The organism is Microbacterium paraoxydans (assembly GCF_018224615.1).
Lineage (GTDB): Bacteria > Actinomycetota > Actinomycetes > Actinomycetales > Microbacteriaceae > Microbacterium > Microbacterium paraoxydans_B.
This window is the reverse complement of record NZ_JAGTUK010000003.1, coordinates 695,200-709,796: the sequence shown is the minus strand read 5'-3', so window position 1 is coordinate 709,796 and position 14,597 is coordinate 695,200. Positions and strand designations below refer to the sequence as shown.

Here is a 14,597-nt window from a genome sequence, read left to right as displayed (position 1 = left end):
GACTCCCATGAGCGCCCCCGTTCCGACTCCGTACGAAGACCTGCTCCGCGACGTTCTCGAGACGGGGACGCACAAGAGCGATCGCACCGGCACCGGGACCACCAGCGTCTTCGGGCGTCAGATCCGGTTCGACCTCTCCCAGGGCTTTCCGTTGATCACGACTAAGCGCGTGCACTTCAAGTCGATCGCCTACGAGCTGCTGTGGTTCCTGCGTGGTGACTCGAACGTGCGCTGGCTGCAGGACAACGGCGTCACGATCTGGGACGAGTGGGCGGATGCGGAGGGCGACCTCGGCCCTGTCTACGGCGTGCAGTGGCGTTCCTGGCCGACGCCCGACGGCGGCAGCATCGACCAGCTCAGCGAGGTGATCGAGCAGATCCGCCGCACGCCCGACTCCCGCCGCCTGATCGTGTCCGCGTGGAACCCCGCCGCGATCCCCGACATGGCTCTCGCCCCGTGCCACGCCCTGTTCCAGTTCTATGTGGCCGACGGCAAGCTGTCGTGCCAGCTGTATCAGCGCAGCGCCGACATGTTCCTCGGCGTGCCGTTCAACATCGCCTCCTACGCGCTGCTCACCCTCATGATCGCTCAGCAGGTCGGCCTCGAGCCGGGCGACTTCGTCTGGACCGGCGGCGACTGCCACGTCTACGACAACCACGTCGAGCAGGTGCGCGAGCAGCTCAGCCGCGAGCCGTACCCGTACCCGACGCTGCGTCTCGCCCGCACGCCCGAGTCCATCTTCGATTACCGCTACGAGGACTTCGTGGTGGAGGACTATCAGCATCACGCGCCGATCAGGGCGGCGGTGGCGGTATGACCTGGGTCGGGCTGATCTGGGCGCAGGCGGCGAACGGCGTCATCGGTGCCGAGGGCGGCATGCCGTGGCACGTTCCGGAAGACCTGGCGCACTTCAAGGAGACCACGAACGGAACCCCCGTGATCATGGGGCGCAAGACGTGGGACTCGCTGCCCGAGCGGTTCCGTCCGCTTCCCGGTCGCGACAACATCGTCATCACGCGTCAGCAGGACTGGACGGCCGATGGCGCCCGCCGCGCCGCGACCGTCGCAGAGGCGGTGCGTGGGCAGGAGCGGGTGTGGATCATCGGCGGAGGGGAGATCTTCCGTCAGGTGATCGGCGACGCCGACCGCCTCGAGGTCACCGAGATCGACCTCGACGTGGAGGGTGACGCATTCGCTCCCGACACGTCCGGGTGGCGGCTCGTGGACGAGGGGGAGTGGCAGACCTCCCGCACGGGCGTGCGCTACCGCTTCCTGGGGTACGAGCGCTGATGCCTACTGCACTCATCACCGGAGCCAGCGCGGGACTCGGCGCGGAGTTCGCCCGGCAACTCGCGCGGCGTCGTGGAGACCTCGTCCTCGTCGCCCGCTCGGCGGATGCGCTCGACGCTCTCGCCGCGGAGTTGCGCAGCGAGTATGGCGTCGCCGTCGAGGTGCTCGTGGCCGACCTGTCAGAGGAGCAGGGGGTGTCCGATGTCGCCGCGAGGCTCCGCGACACCGCCGACCCGGTGGACCTGCTCGTGAACAACGCCGGCTTCGGGCTGCCGCTGCAGTTCGCGGACAACGACATCGACGACGAGGTGCGGCACCTGCGCGTGCACGTGGAGGCGTCGATGCGGCTCATGCACGCGGCGTTGCAGACGATGCGCGGCCGTGGCGGTCGCATCATCAACGTCGCCTCGGTCGCCGGCTTCATCTCCCGCTCGACCTACTCGGCGTGCAAGGCGTGGCTGATCGGCTTCAGTCGCTGGGCGAACGCGGAGTATGCGCGGGATGGCGTGAGCGTCACGGCGCTGTGCCCCGGGTTCACGCACACGTCGTTCCACGAGCGCATGGGCCTCGCGGTGGGGGAGGAGGGGGTGCCCGGGTTCCTGTGGCTGGACGCCCCGTCCGTCGTCCGCACGGGCCTGCGGGACGCCGCGCTCGGGAGGGCCGTGTCGATCCCGTCGCTCCGGTACAAGGTCGTGGTCGCCGTGGCCGGACTGCTTCCGCAGTCGCTCACGTCCGCTGTGGCGCGTCGCGGACGCGTCTGAGTCAGGTCAGCGGAAGCGGCCGAGGCGGATGCCCGCCATCGTGAGGGCGGCGATCGTCTCGCCGTCCGTGATCCGCCCCTCGGCGATCATCTCCAGCACGTCGGCGAAGGGGAACCACGAGACGGACTCGATGCCCTCTTCCGCCTGACCGTCGGTTGCATCGTCCACCCGGCGCACCCCGCGCGCCAGGAACACGTGCTCCTCGGCGACGGCGATCCCGTTGAGGGCGCGCATCGTGCCCAGGTCGAGCCAGTCGTCGGCCTCGTGCCCCGTCTCCTCCCGGAACTCGCGCCGCGCGGCCACGAGCGGTTCCTCGCCGTCGGTCCCGCCCGCCGGGATCTCGAGCGACGGACCAACGGTGTACCGGTCGAGCGCGACGAGGCACACCCTGTCGTCCGCGTCGACCGCGACGACGAACACCGCGGGATGCTGCATCTCGACCACGCCGTAGATCGCTCGGCCGTTCGGACCCGTCACCTGGTCCTCGCGCACGCGGATCCAGGCGTTCTCGTAGGCGACGCGCGACGCATGCGTGATCCATCCCATGGCGCGAGCCTAGGGGGCTCGGTCCGCAGTGGCGCCATGCGACCCGATACGCTGGTGTCATGACGCACTCGGGCAACCCTTTCGGACAGGTTCTCGTCGCGCTCGTCACTCCGATGACGGCCGACGGCGAAGTCGACTGGCCCGCCGTCGAGAAGCACATCGATGACGTGATCACCGCAGGAGCGGACGGCATCGTCGTGACGGGAACGACTGGCGAGACCTCGACCCTGACGGACCCCGAGAAGCTCAAGCTGGTCGAGGTCGGCAAGTCCGTTTCGGCCGGTCGCGCCAAGATCATCACCGGTGGCGGATCCAACGAGACCGCGCACGCGATCGAGCTGTACAAGGCGAGCGAGAAGGCCGGCGCCGACGGCATCATGATCGTCACGCCGTATTACAACAAGCCCACGCAGGCCGGCATCCTGACGCACTTCCGCCTGGTCGCCGACGCCACCGACCTCCCGGTCATCCTCTACGACATCCCCGGCCGCACGGGGGTGCCGATCAAGTACGAGACCATCCTGCGGCTGGCCAAGCACCCGAACATCCTCGCGGTGAAGGACGCCAAGGGCGACTTCTCCGAGGTCAGCCGCGTGCTGAACCAGACCGACCTGATGTACTTCTCCGGTGACGACGCGAACGTGCTGCCGCACCTCGCGATCGGAGCGACGGGGCTCATCGGCGTGACGGCGAACATCACGGCCACGCCCTACCGCACGATCGTCGATGCGGTGAACCGGGGCGACCTCGCCACGGCCACCGCCGAGCACAAGCGCCTGGAGCCGCTGGTGCGGGCCGTCATGACGCACGTCCCGGGCACGGTCGCAGCGAAGTACATCCTGCACGGCCTCGGTCGCATCTCCAGCCCCCGCGTCCGGCTTCCGCTGGTGGGTCCGGAGGAGTGGGAGGCAGCGCTGATCGAGGACGAGCTCGATCTGGTCGCGGGTGTCCCCGGCGCGGACTTCTCGAACTTCCGACCCGACCGCAACGCGGCCGCGGGCGGCGCCCTGCCGAAGGTGCACGGCACGACGCGCTGAGCCGCGTCACCATGAACGAACGGACGCGCGAAGTGTCCGACTGAGGAGACAGCATGTCCATTCCCCTGGCCGAACCGTCCGCTCTCGACGAAGGAACGCTGCGGGTCATCCCGGTCGGCGGGCTCGGCGAGGTCGGGCGCAACATGACCGTGTTCGAGTACGCGGGCAAGATCCTGATCGTCGACTGCGGCGTGCTCTTCCCGGAGGAGCACCAGCCCGGGGTGGACCTGATCCTGCCCGACTTCGAGCCCATCCGCGACCGCCTCGACGACATCGTCGGGGTCGTGCTCACCCACGGTCATGAGGACCACATCGGGGCGGTGCCGTATCTCCTGCGCCTGAAGAGCGACATCCCCCTGATCGGTTCCGGACTCACGCTCGCACTGGTGGAGGCGAAGCTCAAGGAGCACCGGATCAAGGCGTTCACTCTCACGGTCAAGGAGGGTCAGCGGGAGAACGTCGGCCCGTTCGACCTGGAGTTCGTCGCGGTGAACCACTCGATCCCCGACGCCTTGGCCGTCGCGATCCGCACCCCAGCGGGCATGGTGCTCGCCACGGGCGACTTCAAGATGGACCAGCTCCCGCTCGACGGCCGCATCACCGATCTGCGCGCGTTCTCCCGCCTGGGAGAGGAGGGCGTCGATCTGTTCCTCGTGGACTCGACGAACGCCGACGTCCCCGGCTTCACGCCGACCGAGCGGTCGATCGGTCCCGTGCTGGACCAGGTGATCGGCAAGGCGCCGCGTCGCGTGATCGTGGCGAGCTTCTCGAGCCACGTGCACCGTGTGCAGCAGGTGATCGACGCCGCGCACGCGCACGGTCGTCGCGTCGCGTTCCTGGGGCGCAGCATGGTGCGCAACATGACGATCGCCGAGCAGCTCGGCTACCTCAAGGTGCCCGCCGGTGTTCTGATCGACTTCAAGAAGGCCAGGGATCTGCCGGACGAGCAGATCGTCTACATGTCCACCGGGTCGCAGGGCGAGCCGATGGCCGTGCTCAGCCGGATGGCCAACCTCGACCACGCGATCGAGGTGAGCGAGGGGGACACGGTCATTCTCGCGTCGAGCCTGATCCCCGGCAACGAGAACGCGGTGTACCGCGTGATCGACGGTCTGACCAAGCTGGGTGCCAACGTCGTGCACAAGGCGAACGCCCGCGTCCACGTGTCCGGTCACGCGGCAGCGGGCGAGCTGCTGTACTGCTACAACATCCTCAAGCCGAAGAACGTGCTCCCGGTCCACGGCGAGTACCGTCACCTGATCGCGAACGCCAAGCTCGCGCAGGACACGGGCATCCCCGAGGAGAACACGATCATCGCCTCCAACGGCACGGTGATCGATCTCAAGGACGGCGTGGCCCGCGTCTCCGGTCAGCTCGACCTCGGCTTCGTGTACGTCGACGGCTCCACGGTCGGGGAGATCACGGACGCGGACCTCAAGGATCGCCGGATCCTCGGCGAGGAGGGCTTCATCTCGGTCATCGTGGTGGTCGACGCGGCCACGGGACGGATCATCTCCGGTCCTGAGATCCACGCGCGCGGTGTCGCGGAGGATGATTCGGTGTTCGACGACGTCGCACCCAAGATCGTCGCCGCCCTGAAGGAGGCGTCCGGCAACGGCGTGCGTGACACGCACGCGCTGTCGCAGGTCGTGCGCCGGACGATCGGTCGGTGGGTGAACCAGAAGCTGCGCCGCCGTCCCATGATCGTTCCCCTCGTCATCGAGGCGTGACCACCGTCTCCGATCCCTGTGGGCGTCTGCACGCAGGGATCGGGGAGTTCCGCGTGGTGACGCGGAGATGTCGGCCGCTGGCCGTACCGTGGAGGCATGGCCAGGAGCAGCACCAAGACCGAGCGCGCCTCGACGAGCGCACCGTCGCGTCCCAAGCGGCAGTCGGCTCCCAAGGCGCAGCCCGCTCCGAAGAAGTACATCGACGAGGCCGACAAGCCCCCGGTCGCGGTTCGCGCATGGACTGGCCTCGCGCACGGCGTGGGCGGGCTGTTCCGCGCCTTCGGACCGGAGACGCTCGAGAAGGATGACCGCAGGGACGGCTTCCCGTTCCTGCTCGTCCTCCTGGCGGTTCTCGGCGCGGTCAACGAGTGGTTCTTCATCGGCAACGACGTCGCGACCAACATCAGCGCGTTCTCCGTCGGCCTGCTGGTGGGGCGCGAGGCCTTCATCATGCCGGTGCTCCTGCTGCTGCTCGCCGGGTGGCTGTTCCGCCACCCGTCCTCCGTGCATGACAATGGCCGCATCGGAATCGGTTTCGGGCTGCTCGTCCTCACCATCGCCGGAGTCTGCCATCTCGCCGGCCCTCGTCCGAACCCGAGTGAGGGACCTCTCGCGCTGAGCGCCGCCGGGGGCGTCCTCGGCTGGCTCGTGGGGCAGCCGCTGACCTACCTGACGGATATCCCCGCCTACATCGTGCTGGGTCTGCTCGGCGTGCTCAGCATCCTCATCCTCACGAAGACCCCGCCGAACCGCATCGGCGCCCGTCTCGGTGACCTCTACGCGTGGATGTTCGACGCGGAGCGCCCGGACAAGCCGGTCAAGGACGCGGCAGCGATCGACGACGCCGACAAGGTCGACGACCCCGACGTGCTGCCGTGGTGGCGCCGCAACAAGACCGGTCGCGAAGAGGACCCGGACGAGGGCACCCTCGGATCCGACGACATCACCGCGCTGCTCACCACGAACGAACCGACCCCCGCCTACGACCAGGCGATCACGGTCGCCAACCCCTCCGAGGCTGCGACCGAGGTGCTCTCCGATGTGCGGTCGATCGCCGACTCCCTCGCGGAGCAGCAGACCACGGCGCTCCTCGACGACGAGTCCGACACCGGCGAGATGCCTGAGCTGCCGGGCCTTGACGGGTTCGGCACGGAGGGCCCCGGCGACCGTGGCCCGCAGGCCCCCGTGGCTCCGTACATCCTCCCGTCGCCGGGTGTGCTGTCCGAGGGCCCGCCGTCCGTCGCACGCTCGGAGGCGAACGACCGCATCGTGGAGCAGATCACGAGCGTTCTGGAGCAGTTCAAGGTCGACGCCAAGGTCACCGGCTTCTCTCGTGGCCCGACGGTCACGCAGTACGAGGTCGAGGTCGGTCACGGCGTCAAGGTCGAGAAGATCCTGCAGCTGAGCAACAACTTCGCCTACGCGGTCGCGTCCAATGACGTGCGCATCCTCTCGCCCATCCCGGGCAAGAGCGCGATCGGCATCGAGATCCCGAACACCGACCGCGAGACGGTCGCGCTGGGCGATGTGCTGCGGTCGGCCGCGGCGCAGAAGAGCACGCATCCGCTGACGATCGGCGTCGGCAAGGACGTGGGCGGCAACTTCGTCGTCGCCAACCTCGCGAAGATGCCGCATCTCCTGGTCGCGGGCTCCACGGGGTCCGGTAAGTCGAGCTTCGTGAACTCGATGATCACGAGCCTGCTGATGCGCGCGCGGCCCGCCGACGTTCGCATGGTGCTGATCGACCCGAAGCGTGTCGAGCTCACGAGCTACGCCGGTGTGCCGCACCTCATCACCCCCATCATCACGAACCCGAAGAAGGCCGCCGAGGCGCTGCAGTGGGTCGTGAAGGAGATGGACATGCGGTACGACGATCTGGCGTCGTTCGGTTTCCGCCACATCGACGACTTCAACCGCGCGGTCCGCGCCGGAGAGGTCGAGGTCCCGGTGGGGAGCGAGCGCGTGCTCAAGCCCTATCCGTATCTTCTGGTCGTGGTCGATGAGCTCGCGGACCTGATGATGGTCGCCCCGCGTGACGTCGAGGACTCGATCGTCCGCATCACGCAGCTGGCCCGCGCGTCCGGTATCCACCTGGTTCTCGCCACGCAGCGCCCGAGCGTCGACGTCGTCACGGGTCTGATCAAGGCCAACGTGCCCTCCCGCCTGGCGTTCGCGGTGACCAGCGTCACGGACAGCCGCGTCATCCTCGACAGCCCGGGCGCCGACAAGCTGATCGGTCAGGGCGATGCGCTGTTCTCGCCTATGGGCTCGTCGAAGCCCTTCCGCCTCCAGGGGGCATGGGTCGACGAGAAGGAGATCGACGCGGTCGTCAAGCATGTCACGCGTCAGGCGCGGCCGGAGTATCGGACGGACGTGCAGGAGGCCATGGAGCCGAGCAAGAAAAAGGAGGTCGACGAGGACATCGGTGACGACCTCGAGCTTCTGCTCGCCGCCGCCGAGTTGATCATCTCGTCGCAGTTCGGCTCGACCTCGATGCTGCAGCGCAAGCTCCGCGTGGGCTTCGCGAAGGCCGGCCGGCTCATGGATCTCCTCGAGTCGCGCGAGGTGGTCGGCCCGTCCGAGGGGTCGAAGGCGCGCGATGTTCTCGCTACGCCGGAGCAGCTGCCGCAGGTCATGGCACGCCTCCGTGGTGAGGACGTGCCCGCGTCGGCTCCGCCAGCCGGGGCCGCGACCACTGCGGCGCCGCCGCTTCCGGAGCGCGACCCCATCGAAGCGCAGTACGACGGGCTCCCGGTCGTCGAGGCAGAGGGCGACGAAGACGCCTGGGGTCTGACGGGGCGCGACTGATGGCGATTCCCCGGCAGCTGCCCAACGCGATCACGGTCGCGCGGATCCCTCTCGCGGTCGTCTTCTTCGTTCTCCTGCTTCTCGGCGGCACGTACGGCATCCCCGACCCGGCATTGCGGTGGATCGCGGGCATCCTCTTCATCCTGGCCATCTCGACCGACTGGGTCGACGGCTATCTCGCCCGGCGCTACGACATCGTGACCGACTTCGGCAAGCTGTGGGATCCGATCGCCGACAAGCTCCTCACCGGTGCCGGATTCATCGGCCTGGCGATCTTGGGCGAGGTCAGCTGGTGGATCGTGGCCGTGATCCTCATCCGTGAGTGGGGAATCACGATCCACCGCCTGGTGGTGGCGAGTGAGCACGTGGTCGCGGCCGCCTGGATGGGCAAGATCAAGACCGCCTTCCAGGGGGTGGCACTAGGGTGGGCCCTCCTGCCCCTGCATGTGTGGATCGGCCTGGGCCCGTGGACGGCGATCACCTTCGTCCTCATGCTGATCGTGCTCGTTCTCACCGTGGCCAGCGGAGTCGACTACATCGTCGCGCAGGTGCGCGGTTCGCGTCGGCGATCATGACCACGGTCACGCCGGAGTCGGTGATCGCCGCGTTGCGCTCTCGCGGCTGGACGCTCGGCGTGGCGGAGTCGTTGACCGGCGGCGCCGTGTGCGCAGCGCTCGTCGCGGTCCCGGGAGCCTCCGCAGTTCTGCTCGGCGGTGTGGTGGCGTACGCCACCCCGGTGAAACACTCCGTCCTGGGAGTCGATGCCGAGCTTCTTGCGATCCATGGACCTGTGCACGCCGAAGTGGCTCGGCAGATGGCGGACGGGGTCCGGCGGGCGGTCGCGGTGGATGGACGCGCGGCGGACGTCGGCGTGTCCACCACGGGGATCGCTGGCCCGACGTCGCCTGACGGTCAGCCGGTGGGCACGGTTCATCTGGGCATCGTCACGCCGAGGGGCAGCCGCGTGGAGAGGTTCGTCTTCGCCGGCGATCGCGCGAGCGTGCGTGCCGAGTCCGTCACCATGCTGCTGCGGATGCTGTCCGAAGTCCTGGGGGAATACGGGGCCGTCGCCGAAGGTTGACATGGATGTGCTCACATTCAAACCACAGAGTGCAAGGGTAGATTCTGTGCAGGCCAGGAGGGCTAGACTGGCTGTCTCTTCGGGGGGAACCTCGATCGAACACATGGGGAGGAGGTTCCGATGATTCTTGTACGACAGGAAATCGGCGATGTGCTGAGGGACTTCCGCCTGCAGAAGGGGCGCACCCTCCGGCAGGTCGCAAGCAAGGCGTCGGTTGCGCTCGGCTACCTCAGCGAGGTAGAACGCGGACAGAAGGAGGCGTCGAGCGAGATTCTCGCTTCGGTCGCGGAAGCTCTCGATGTCCCCATCTCCACGATCATGCGCGAGGTCGGAGATCGCATCTCCGTGCTCGAGGGTATCCAGGTCTTCCCCGACATCGTTCCCGACGATCTGGTGGCCGCAGTGGAGCCCGAGCTCTCGCTGCACTGACGGCTCAGCGGGGTGACGATGCGACGTAGCGAGTTTCTTCGCGCCGTCGACGCCGAGTTCGCCGCACGAGGTCCGTCGCTGGTGGACGACCTGAGTCTGTCGATGGTGCGCGGTCGCACCGCTCGCGAAGCTCTTGCGGATGGCGTGCCGCCTCGAGATGTCTGGCTCGCGCTGTGCGAGGAGATGGACGTGCCGGAAGCGCGTCGACATGGTGTCGGAAGGCTGGAGCCGAAGGGGCGCTGAGCTGTCGCGGTGCGCGATAGACGGTGTGCGGATGTCCGACACGCCGCATGTTGGTCCTGTCGAAAATCTGTTCGAACACGGCGTAGTCTTCTGCACAAGTGGTTTCGATGACTGAACCATCACGGAAGACGACTCGCAGGACGCAATGTCGGTGGTCACTCTTACCGTGAGGAGCAGGCTGAAAAGCCACACGCCTTGTCGGAGAGTTCCTTCCAGCCGGAAGAGCCGCGACAGCCTACAGGCGGCATCACACGCGCAGAAGGAGCACACCATGCCATCACCCGCCGACCGCGAGAAGTCCCTCGAGACCGCGCTCGCGCAGATCGACCGTCAGTTCGGAAAGGGCTCGGTCATGCGGCTGGGCAGCGACGAGCGGGCCCCCGTGGCCGTCATTCCGACCGGCTCCATTGCCCTCGACGTCGCACTCGGCGTCGGCGGACTGCCGCGTGGCCGCATCGTGGAGATCTACGGACCGGAATCCTCGGGTAAGACGACTCTGACTCTGCACGCGATCGCCAACGCGCAGCGTGCAGGCGGCATCGCCGCGTTCATCGACGCCGAGCATGCCCTCGACCCCGACTACGCCGCCAAGCTGGGGGTCGACATTGACTCCCTGCTGGTGTCCCAGCCTGACACCGGTGAGCAGGCGCTTGAGATCGCGGACATGCTCGTGCGCTCCGGTGCGATCGACCTGATCGTCGTCGACTCGGTCGCAGCGCTCGTGCCGCGTGCCGAGATCGAGGGGGAGATGGGAGATTCGCACGTCGGTCTGCAGGCGCGACTCATGTCGCAGGCGCTGCGGAAGCTGACCGGCGGGCTGAACCAGACCAATACCACGATGATCTTCATCAACCAGCTTCGCGAGAAGATCGGTGTCTTCTTCGGTTCGCCGGAGACCACCGCCGGTGGAAAGGCGCTGAAGTTCTACGCCTCCGTGCGCATGGACATCCGACGGATCGAGACGCTGAAGGACGGAACGGATGCCGTCGGTAACCGTACGCGGGTCAAGATCGTCAAGAACAAGATGGCGCCGCCGTTCAAGCAGGCGGAGTTCGACATCCTCTACGGTGTGGGGATCTCTCGCGAAGGCAGCCTGATCGACTTCGGGGTCGAACATGGCATCGTCAAGAAGTCGGGCTCGTGGTACACCTACGACGGTGACCAGCTGGGTCAGGGAAAGGAGAACGCCCGCACGTTCCTCCTCAACAATCCCGACATCGCCCTCGCCATCGAGACACAGATCAAGCAGAAGCTGGGCATCGGTGCACAGCCGGCGCCCGCGTCTGCTGACGAGCTCGCCGAGCGTCGTCCGGCCTGATGAGCGATCAGCGTGGGGGCGATTCCCAGCGGATCGCCCCCATCATCCCGCTCTTCGGGGGCACGCCTTCGCGGCACCCTGCCGGGAGAGCGTCTCGGCCCCATCGTCCGGAAGCAGATGCTCCACGGAACGGCGATGCTGCGTCGTGGCGCTCGACCTGGCACGAGCCGACCGGGTCCGACGCGGTCGCGGGTTCACCCACGGAGCGACACCCGGCGCACGGGCGCACGTCGCGGTTTGAAGATAGTGCGCCGCCTCCGCGCCTGCGCGCGGTAGGAGTGCGGGATGCCGACAAGGCTCCCGATGCCACCGAGAGCGCCGTCGGCCCGACCGCGGAGGAGATGCGCGCCGCGGCGGAGGAGTCACTGCTTCGCAAGCTTCGGACTCGATCTCTCTCCGTCTCTGAGGCGCGCCTTGTGCTGAAGGGTCACGGTGTCGATGCCGACGCCGCCGATGAGGTGATCGATGACTTCTGCCGCCGCGGTTATCTCGATGACTCGGTGCTCGCCGAGATGCTCGTGACCGCTGGTACCGAGCGCAAGGGCCAAGGTCGCGTCGCCCTGTCTCGTGCACTCGCGCAGCGGGGTATTCCACGAGACGTCATCCAGGAAGCGCTGGATGCGCTCCCCGACGATGATGCGGAGCGAGCGTTGGAGTTCGCTCGAACCAAAGCACGGTCCCTCAGTCGACTCGACGCCGATACCGCGCTGCGTCGTCTGATCGGTCAGCTGGCACGTCGCGGCTATGCCGGTTCGGTCGCGATGACCGCGGCGAAGACGGCGCTGCGCGAGGCCTCATTCGGAGGAACCAGCACGGGCGTCCGGTTCGTCGACTCCGACTGAGAGCGCCGCTATGGGTGCCGGAACGGGCTCGTACAATGGACAGATCATGACTATCCCGCGCAGTGAACCGACGATCATCCGCGCCTCGTCGGCGGCCGTCGACGCAGACGGGCGGCAGCGATCCTACGAAGTGCGCACCTTCGGGTGCCAGATGAACGTGCACGACTCGGAGCGGCTGTCCGGTTCGCTGGAGAGCGCAGGCTACGTGCCTGCCCCCGCGGGCACCGAGGCCGACGTCGTCATCATCAACACGTGCGCTGTTCGGGACAACGCCGCGGGCAAGCTGTACGGCACGCTCGGTCACCTCGCGGCGGTGAAGCGGCGGAAGTCGGGCATGCAGATCGCCGTCGGTGGCTGTCTGGCGCAGATGGACAAACAGGCCGTGCTCGACAAGGCGCCATGGGTCGACGTCGTGTTCGGTACCCACAACATGGGCTCCCTGCCCGGTCTCCTCGAGCGTGCGCGCCACAACGGCGATGCCGAACTGGAGATCCTCGAATCGCTCGAGGTGTTCCCGTCCACGCTCCCCACCAAGCGCGATTCCGCACACAGCGGCTGGGTGTCGATCTCGGTCGGCTGCAACAACACCTGCACGTTCTGCATCGTTCCCAGCCTCCGTGGCAAGGAGAAGGATCGCCGTCCCGGGGACATCCTCAACGAGATCCGCCTGCTGGTCGAAGACGGCGCGATCGAGGTGACCCTCCTCGGGCAGAACGTGAACTCGTACGGTGTCGAGTTCGGAGACCGGCAGGCTTTCGGGAAGCTCCTGCGCGCGGCCGGAGAGATCGAGGGGCTCGAACGAATCAGGTTCACCAGTCCTCATCCCGCAGCCTTCACCGACGACGTCATCGATGCGATGGCCGAGACTCCGAGCGTGATGCCGCAGCTGCACATGCCGCTCCAGTCGGGGAGCGATCGCATTCTCAAGGCGATGCGCCGTTCATACCGGAGTGAGCGGTTCCTGGGCATCCTCGACCGAGTGCGCGCGCGTATCCCGAACGCCGCCATCACGACCGACATCATCGTCGGCTTCCCCGGTGAGACGGAGGAGGACTTCGAGGACACACTGCGCGTGGTCGAGCAGGCGCGCTTCTCCGGCGCCTTCACTTTCCAGTACTCGATCCGCGAGGGCACCCCCGCCGCGACGATGGAGGATCAGGTCCCGAAGGACGTCGTTCAGGCGCGTTACGATCGCTTGATCGCACTGCAGGAGCGGATCGCGCTGGAGGAGAACCAGAAGCAGGTCGGACGTCAGGTCGAGGTTCTGGTGTCGACCGGAGAAGGCAAGAAGGATGCTGAGACCCACCGACTGACGGGGCGCGCCGAGGACAACCGGCTCGTGCACTTCGAGGTCACGCCCGGATCCGAGCTTCCGCGCCCCGGCGACGTGGTGACCGTGACCGTCACACATGCCGCACCCTTCCACCTGCTGGCTGACGACCCGACGGGCGCCCCGCTGCGCATCCGCCGCACCCGGGGTGGCGACGCGTGGGATCGGTCGCAGGCCGAGTCGTGCGCGGTGCCGACGCCCGGGGCGAGCGGGACCGGCGCGGTGTCGCTCGGACTTCCCACGCTGCGCGTCGGAGTGTGACCGCGCCGCGGCTCTGGGCGGTCGTCGGTGCCACGGGCACAGGCAAGAGCGACCTCGCCCTCGACCTCGCCGACGCGCTCCGGCGCCGGGACAACCCCGCTGAGATCGTCAATGCGGACGCGATGCAGGTGTATCGCGGTATGGACATCGGTACAGCGAAGCTGCCCCCGTCCGAGCGACGCGGCATCCCTCACCACCTTCTCGACGTGTGCGACGTCTCGCAGGACGCGGCCGCGGCGTGGTACCAGCCGCTCGCGCGCGCGGCGATCCGCGAGATCCACGGACGCGGTGGCGATGCCATCCTGGTCGGCGGATCCGGTCTGTACGTCTCCAGCGTCATCTTCACGTTCGACTTCCCTCCGCGAAACCCGGCGGTGCGCGAGCGACTGGAACGCGAGCTCGCGGACGGCGGTGTCGCGCGGCTGCTCGCGCGGCTTCGCGACCTCGACCCGGCCACCGCGGACCGTGTGGATCCCCGGAATCATCGCCGGGTGATCCGCGCGCTCGAGGTGCTCGAGCAGGGGAGCTCCACGCACGGCGCCGCCCTTCCCGATGCACCGACGCTGTGGCTGCCGCAGACACGGATCGTCGGCTTGCGCGTCGACCGCGCGTCTCTCGTGCAGCGGCTCGATACGCGCGTCGAGCGCATGTGGGCTCAGGGGCTCGTCGCGGAAGTGGAGGGGCTCCGCGAGAACGGTCTGGAGCGCGGCGCCACGGCGTCGCGGGCGATCGGTTACGCGCAGGCCCTGGGGCAGCTGGACGGTCGGCTCACGGAGGCGGAGGCGATCGCGGATACGCAAGCCCTGACGCGCCGGTATGCACGCCGGCAGGTCTCGTGGTTCAAGCGGTATCCGCAGCTCGAGTGGTACGACGCACCGGTCGACGCTGAGCGCCTGCTGGTCGACTGAATGTCGGAGGCCG

General features: G+C 67.8%; 15 protein-coding genes. 14 read left to right on the top strand and 1 reads right to left on the bottom strand.

From position 1 onward, the window contains the following. Nucleotides 1-7: 7 nt before the first annotated feature. From KE274_RS13645 to KE274_RS13635, 3 genes are read left to right on the top strand one after another with little or no spacing between them, the layout of a single operon-like run. Nucleotides 8-817, top strand: a complete 810-nt coding sequence (locus KE274_RS13645; RefSeq protein ID WP_211544615.1) for a thymidylate synthase — start codon at nt 8-10, stop codon at nt 815-817. Beyond that, nucleotides 814-1,290, top strand: a complete 477-nt coding sequence (locus tag KE274_RS13640) for a dihydrofolate reductase (protein ID WP_211544613.1) — start codon at nt 814-816, stop codon at nt 1,288-1,290. Before KE274_RS13645 ends, KE274_RS13640 begins: the two co-directional genes overlap by 4 nt. Further along, nucleotides 1,290-2,051, top strand: coding sequence for an SDR family NAD(P)-dependent oxidoreductase (locus KE274_RS13635; RefSeq protein ID WP_211544610.1), 762 nt, complete (start codon nt 1,290-1,292; stop codon nt 2,049-2,051). Before KE274_RS13640 ends, KE274_RS13635 begins: the two co-directional genes overlap by 1 nt. Nucleotides 2,052-2,057: 6 nt before the next feature. On the opposite strand, the gene KE274_RS13630 is transcribed toward KE274_RS13635, so the two are convergent. Next, the gene (locus KE274_RS13630; protein WP_211544602.1) at nt 2,058-2,597 is read right to left on the bottom strand and encodes an NUDIX domain-containing protein; all 540 of its coding nucleotides are present in this window, start codon (nt 2,595-2,597) and stop codon (nt 2,058-2,060) included. A 59-nt stretch (nt 2,598-2,656) separates the two neighbouring features. On the opposite strand from KE274_RS13630, the gene dapA reads away from it, so the two are divergent. From dapA to miaA, 11 genes are all read left to right on the top strand, one after another. Beyond that, on the top strand, nt 2,657-3,634 hold the full coding sequence (gene dapA, locus KE274_RS13625; RefSeq protein WP_136035020.1) for a 4-hydroxy-tetrahydrodipicolinate synthase: 978 nt from the start codon (nt 2,657-2,659) through the stop codon (nt 3,632-3,634). Between the two features lie 53 nt (nt 3,635-3,687). Next, on the top strand, nt 3,688-5,364 hold the full coding sequence (locus KE274_RS13620) for a ribonuclease J (RefSeq protein WP_211544601.1): 1,677 nt from the start codon (nt 3,688-3,690) through the stop codon (nt 5,362-5,364). 96 nt (nt 5,365-5,460) lie between these two features. Next, entirely contained in the window at nt 5,461-8,172 is a 2,712-nt protein-coding gene (locus KE274_RS13615; RefSeq protein WP_211544599.1) for an FtsK/SpoIIIE family DNA translocase, read from the top strand. Then, nucleotides 8,172-8,747 (top strand): CDP-diacylglycerol--glycerol-3-phosphate 3-phosphatidyltransferase, encoded by a 576-nt coding sequence (pgsA, locus tag KE274_RS13610; protein ID WP_211544597.1) that lies wholly within the window; start codon nt 8,172-8,174, stop codon nt 8,745-8,747. The genes KE274_RS13615 and pgsA overlap by 1 nt, the downstream gene beginning before the upstream one ends. Beyond that, nucleotides 8,744-9,253 (top strand): CinA family protein, encoded by a 510-nt coding sequence (locus KE274_RS13605; protein WP_211544595.1) that lies wholly within the window; start codon nt 8,744-8,746, stop codon nt 9,251-9,253. The genes pgsA and KE274_RS13605 overlap by 4 nt, the downstream gene beginning before the upstream one ends. 120 nt (nt 9,254-9,373) lie before the next feature. Further along, nucleotides 9,374-9,682, top strand: a complete 309-nt coding sequence (locus KE274_RS13600) for a helix-turn-helix domain-containing protein (RefSeq protein WP_211544591.1) — start codon at nt 9,374-9,376, stop codon at nt 9,680-9,682. 18 nt (nt 9,683-9,700) lie between these two features. Beyond that, nucleotides 9,701-9,925, top strand: coding sequence for a DUF3046 domain-containing protein (locus KE274_RS13595; RefSeq protein ID WP_211544972.1), 225 nt, complete (start codon nt 9,701-9,703; stop codon nt 9,923-9,925). Nucleotides 9,926-10,196: 271 nt separating this feature from the next. After that, nucleotides 10,197-11,243, top strand: coding sequence for a recombinase RecA (gene recA, locus KE274_RS13590; protein WP_136035007.1), 1,047 nt, complete (start codon nt 10,197-10,199; stop codon nt 11,241-11,243). Nucleotides 11,244-11,659: 416 nt separating this feature from the next. Beyond that, a complete protein-coding gene (locus KE274_RS16590; protein WP_307872211.1) occupies nt 11,660-12,085 on the top strand; it encodes a regulatory protein RecX in 426 nt (141 codons plus the stop codon). 46 nt (nt 12,086-12,131) lie between these two features. Continuing rightward, nucleotides 12,132-13,676, top strand: coding sequence for a tRNA (N6-isopentenyl adenosine(37)-C2)-methylthiotransferase MiaB (gene miaB / locus KE274_RS13580; protein WP_211544587.1), 1,545 nt, complete (start codon nt 12,132-12,134; stop codon nt 13,674-13,676). Beyond that, the gene (miaA, locus tag KE274_RS13575; RefSeq protein WP_211544583.1) at nt 13,673-14,584 is read left to right on the top strand and encodes a tRNA (adenosine(37)-N6)-dimethylallyltransferase MiaA; all 912 of its coding nucleotides are present in this window, start codon (nt 13,673-13,675) and stop codon (nt 14,582-14,584) included. The genes miaB and miaA overlap by 4 nt, the downstream gene beginning before the upstream one ends. Nucleotides 14,585-14,597: the final 13 nt, after the last annotated feature.

Excerpts from the sequence above, each read along its gene's own strand:
- KE274_RS13645 (WP_211544615.1), top strand. The coding sequence starts at position 8 with ATGAGCGCCCCCGTTCCGACTCCGTACGAAGACCTGCTCCGCGACGTT.
- KE274_RS13615 (WP_211544599.1), top strand. The coding sequence starts at position 5,461 with ATGGCCAGGAGCAGCACCAAGACCGAGCGCGCCTCGACGAGCGCACCG.
- KE274_RS13630 (WP_211544602.1), bottom strand. The coding sequence starts at position 2,597 with ATGGGATGGATCACGCATGCGTCGCGCGTCGCCTACGAGAACGCCTGG.
- KE274_RS13635 (WP_211544610.1), top strand. The coding sequence starts at position 1,290 with ATGCCTACTGCACTCATCACCGGAGCCAGCGCGGGACTCGGCGCGGAG.
- dapA (WP_136035020.1), top strand. The coding sequence starts at position 2,657 with ATGACGCACTCGGGCAACCCTTTCGGACAGGTTCTCGTCGCGCTCGTC.
- pgsA (WP_211544597.1), top strand. The coding sequence starts at position 8,172 with ATGGCGATTCCCCGGCAGCTGCCCAACGCGATCACGGTCGCGCGGATC.
- KE274_RS13595 (WP_211544972.1), top strand. The coding sequence starts at position 9,701 with ATGCGACGTAGCGAGTTTCTTCGCGCCGTCGACGCCGAGTTCGCCGCA.
- KE274_RS13600 (WP_211544591.1), top strand. The coding sequence starts at position 9,374 with ATGATTCTTGTACGACAGGAAATCGGCGATGTGCTGAGGGACTTCCGC.
- recA (WP_136035007.1), top strand. The coding sequence starts at position 10,197 with ATGCCATCACCCGCCGACCGCGAGAAGTCCCTCGAGACCGCGCTCGCG.
- KE274_RS13640 (WP_211544613.1), top strand. The coding sequence starts at position 814 with ATGACCTGGGTCGGGCTGATCTGGGCGCAGGCGGCGAACGGCGTCATC.
- KE274_RS13605 (WP_211544595.1), top strand. The coding sequence starts at position 8,744 with ATGACCACGGTCACGCCGGAGTCGGTGATCGCCGCGTTGCGCTCTCGC.
- miaB (WP_211544587.1), top strand. The coding sequence starts at position 12,132 with ATGACTATCCCGCGCAGTGAACCGACGATCATCCGCGCCTCGTCGGCG.
- KE274_RS13620 (WP_211544601.1), top strand. The coding sequence starts at position 3,688 with ATGTCCATTCCCCTGGCCGAACCGTCCGCTCTCGACGAAGGAACGCTG.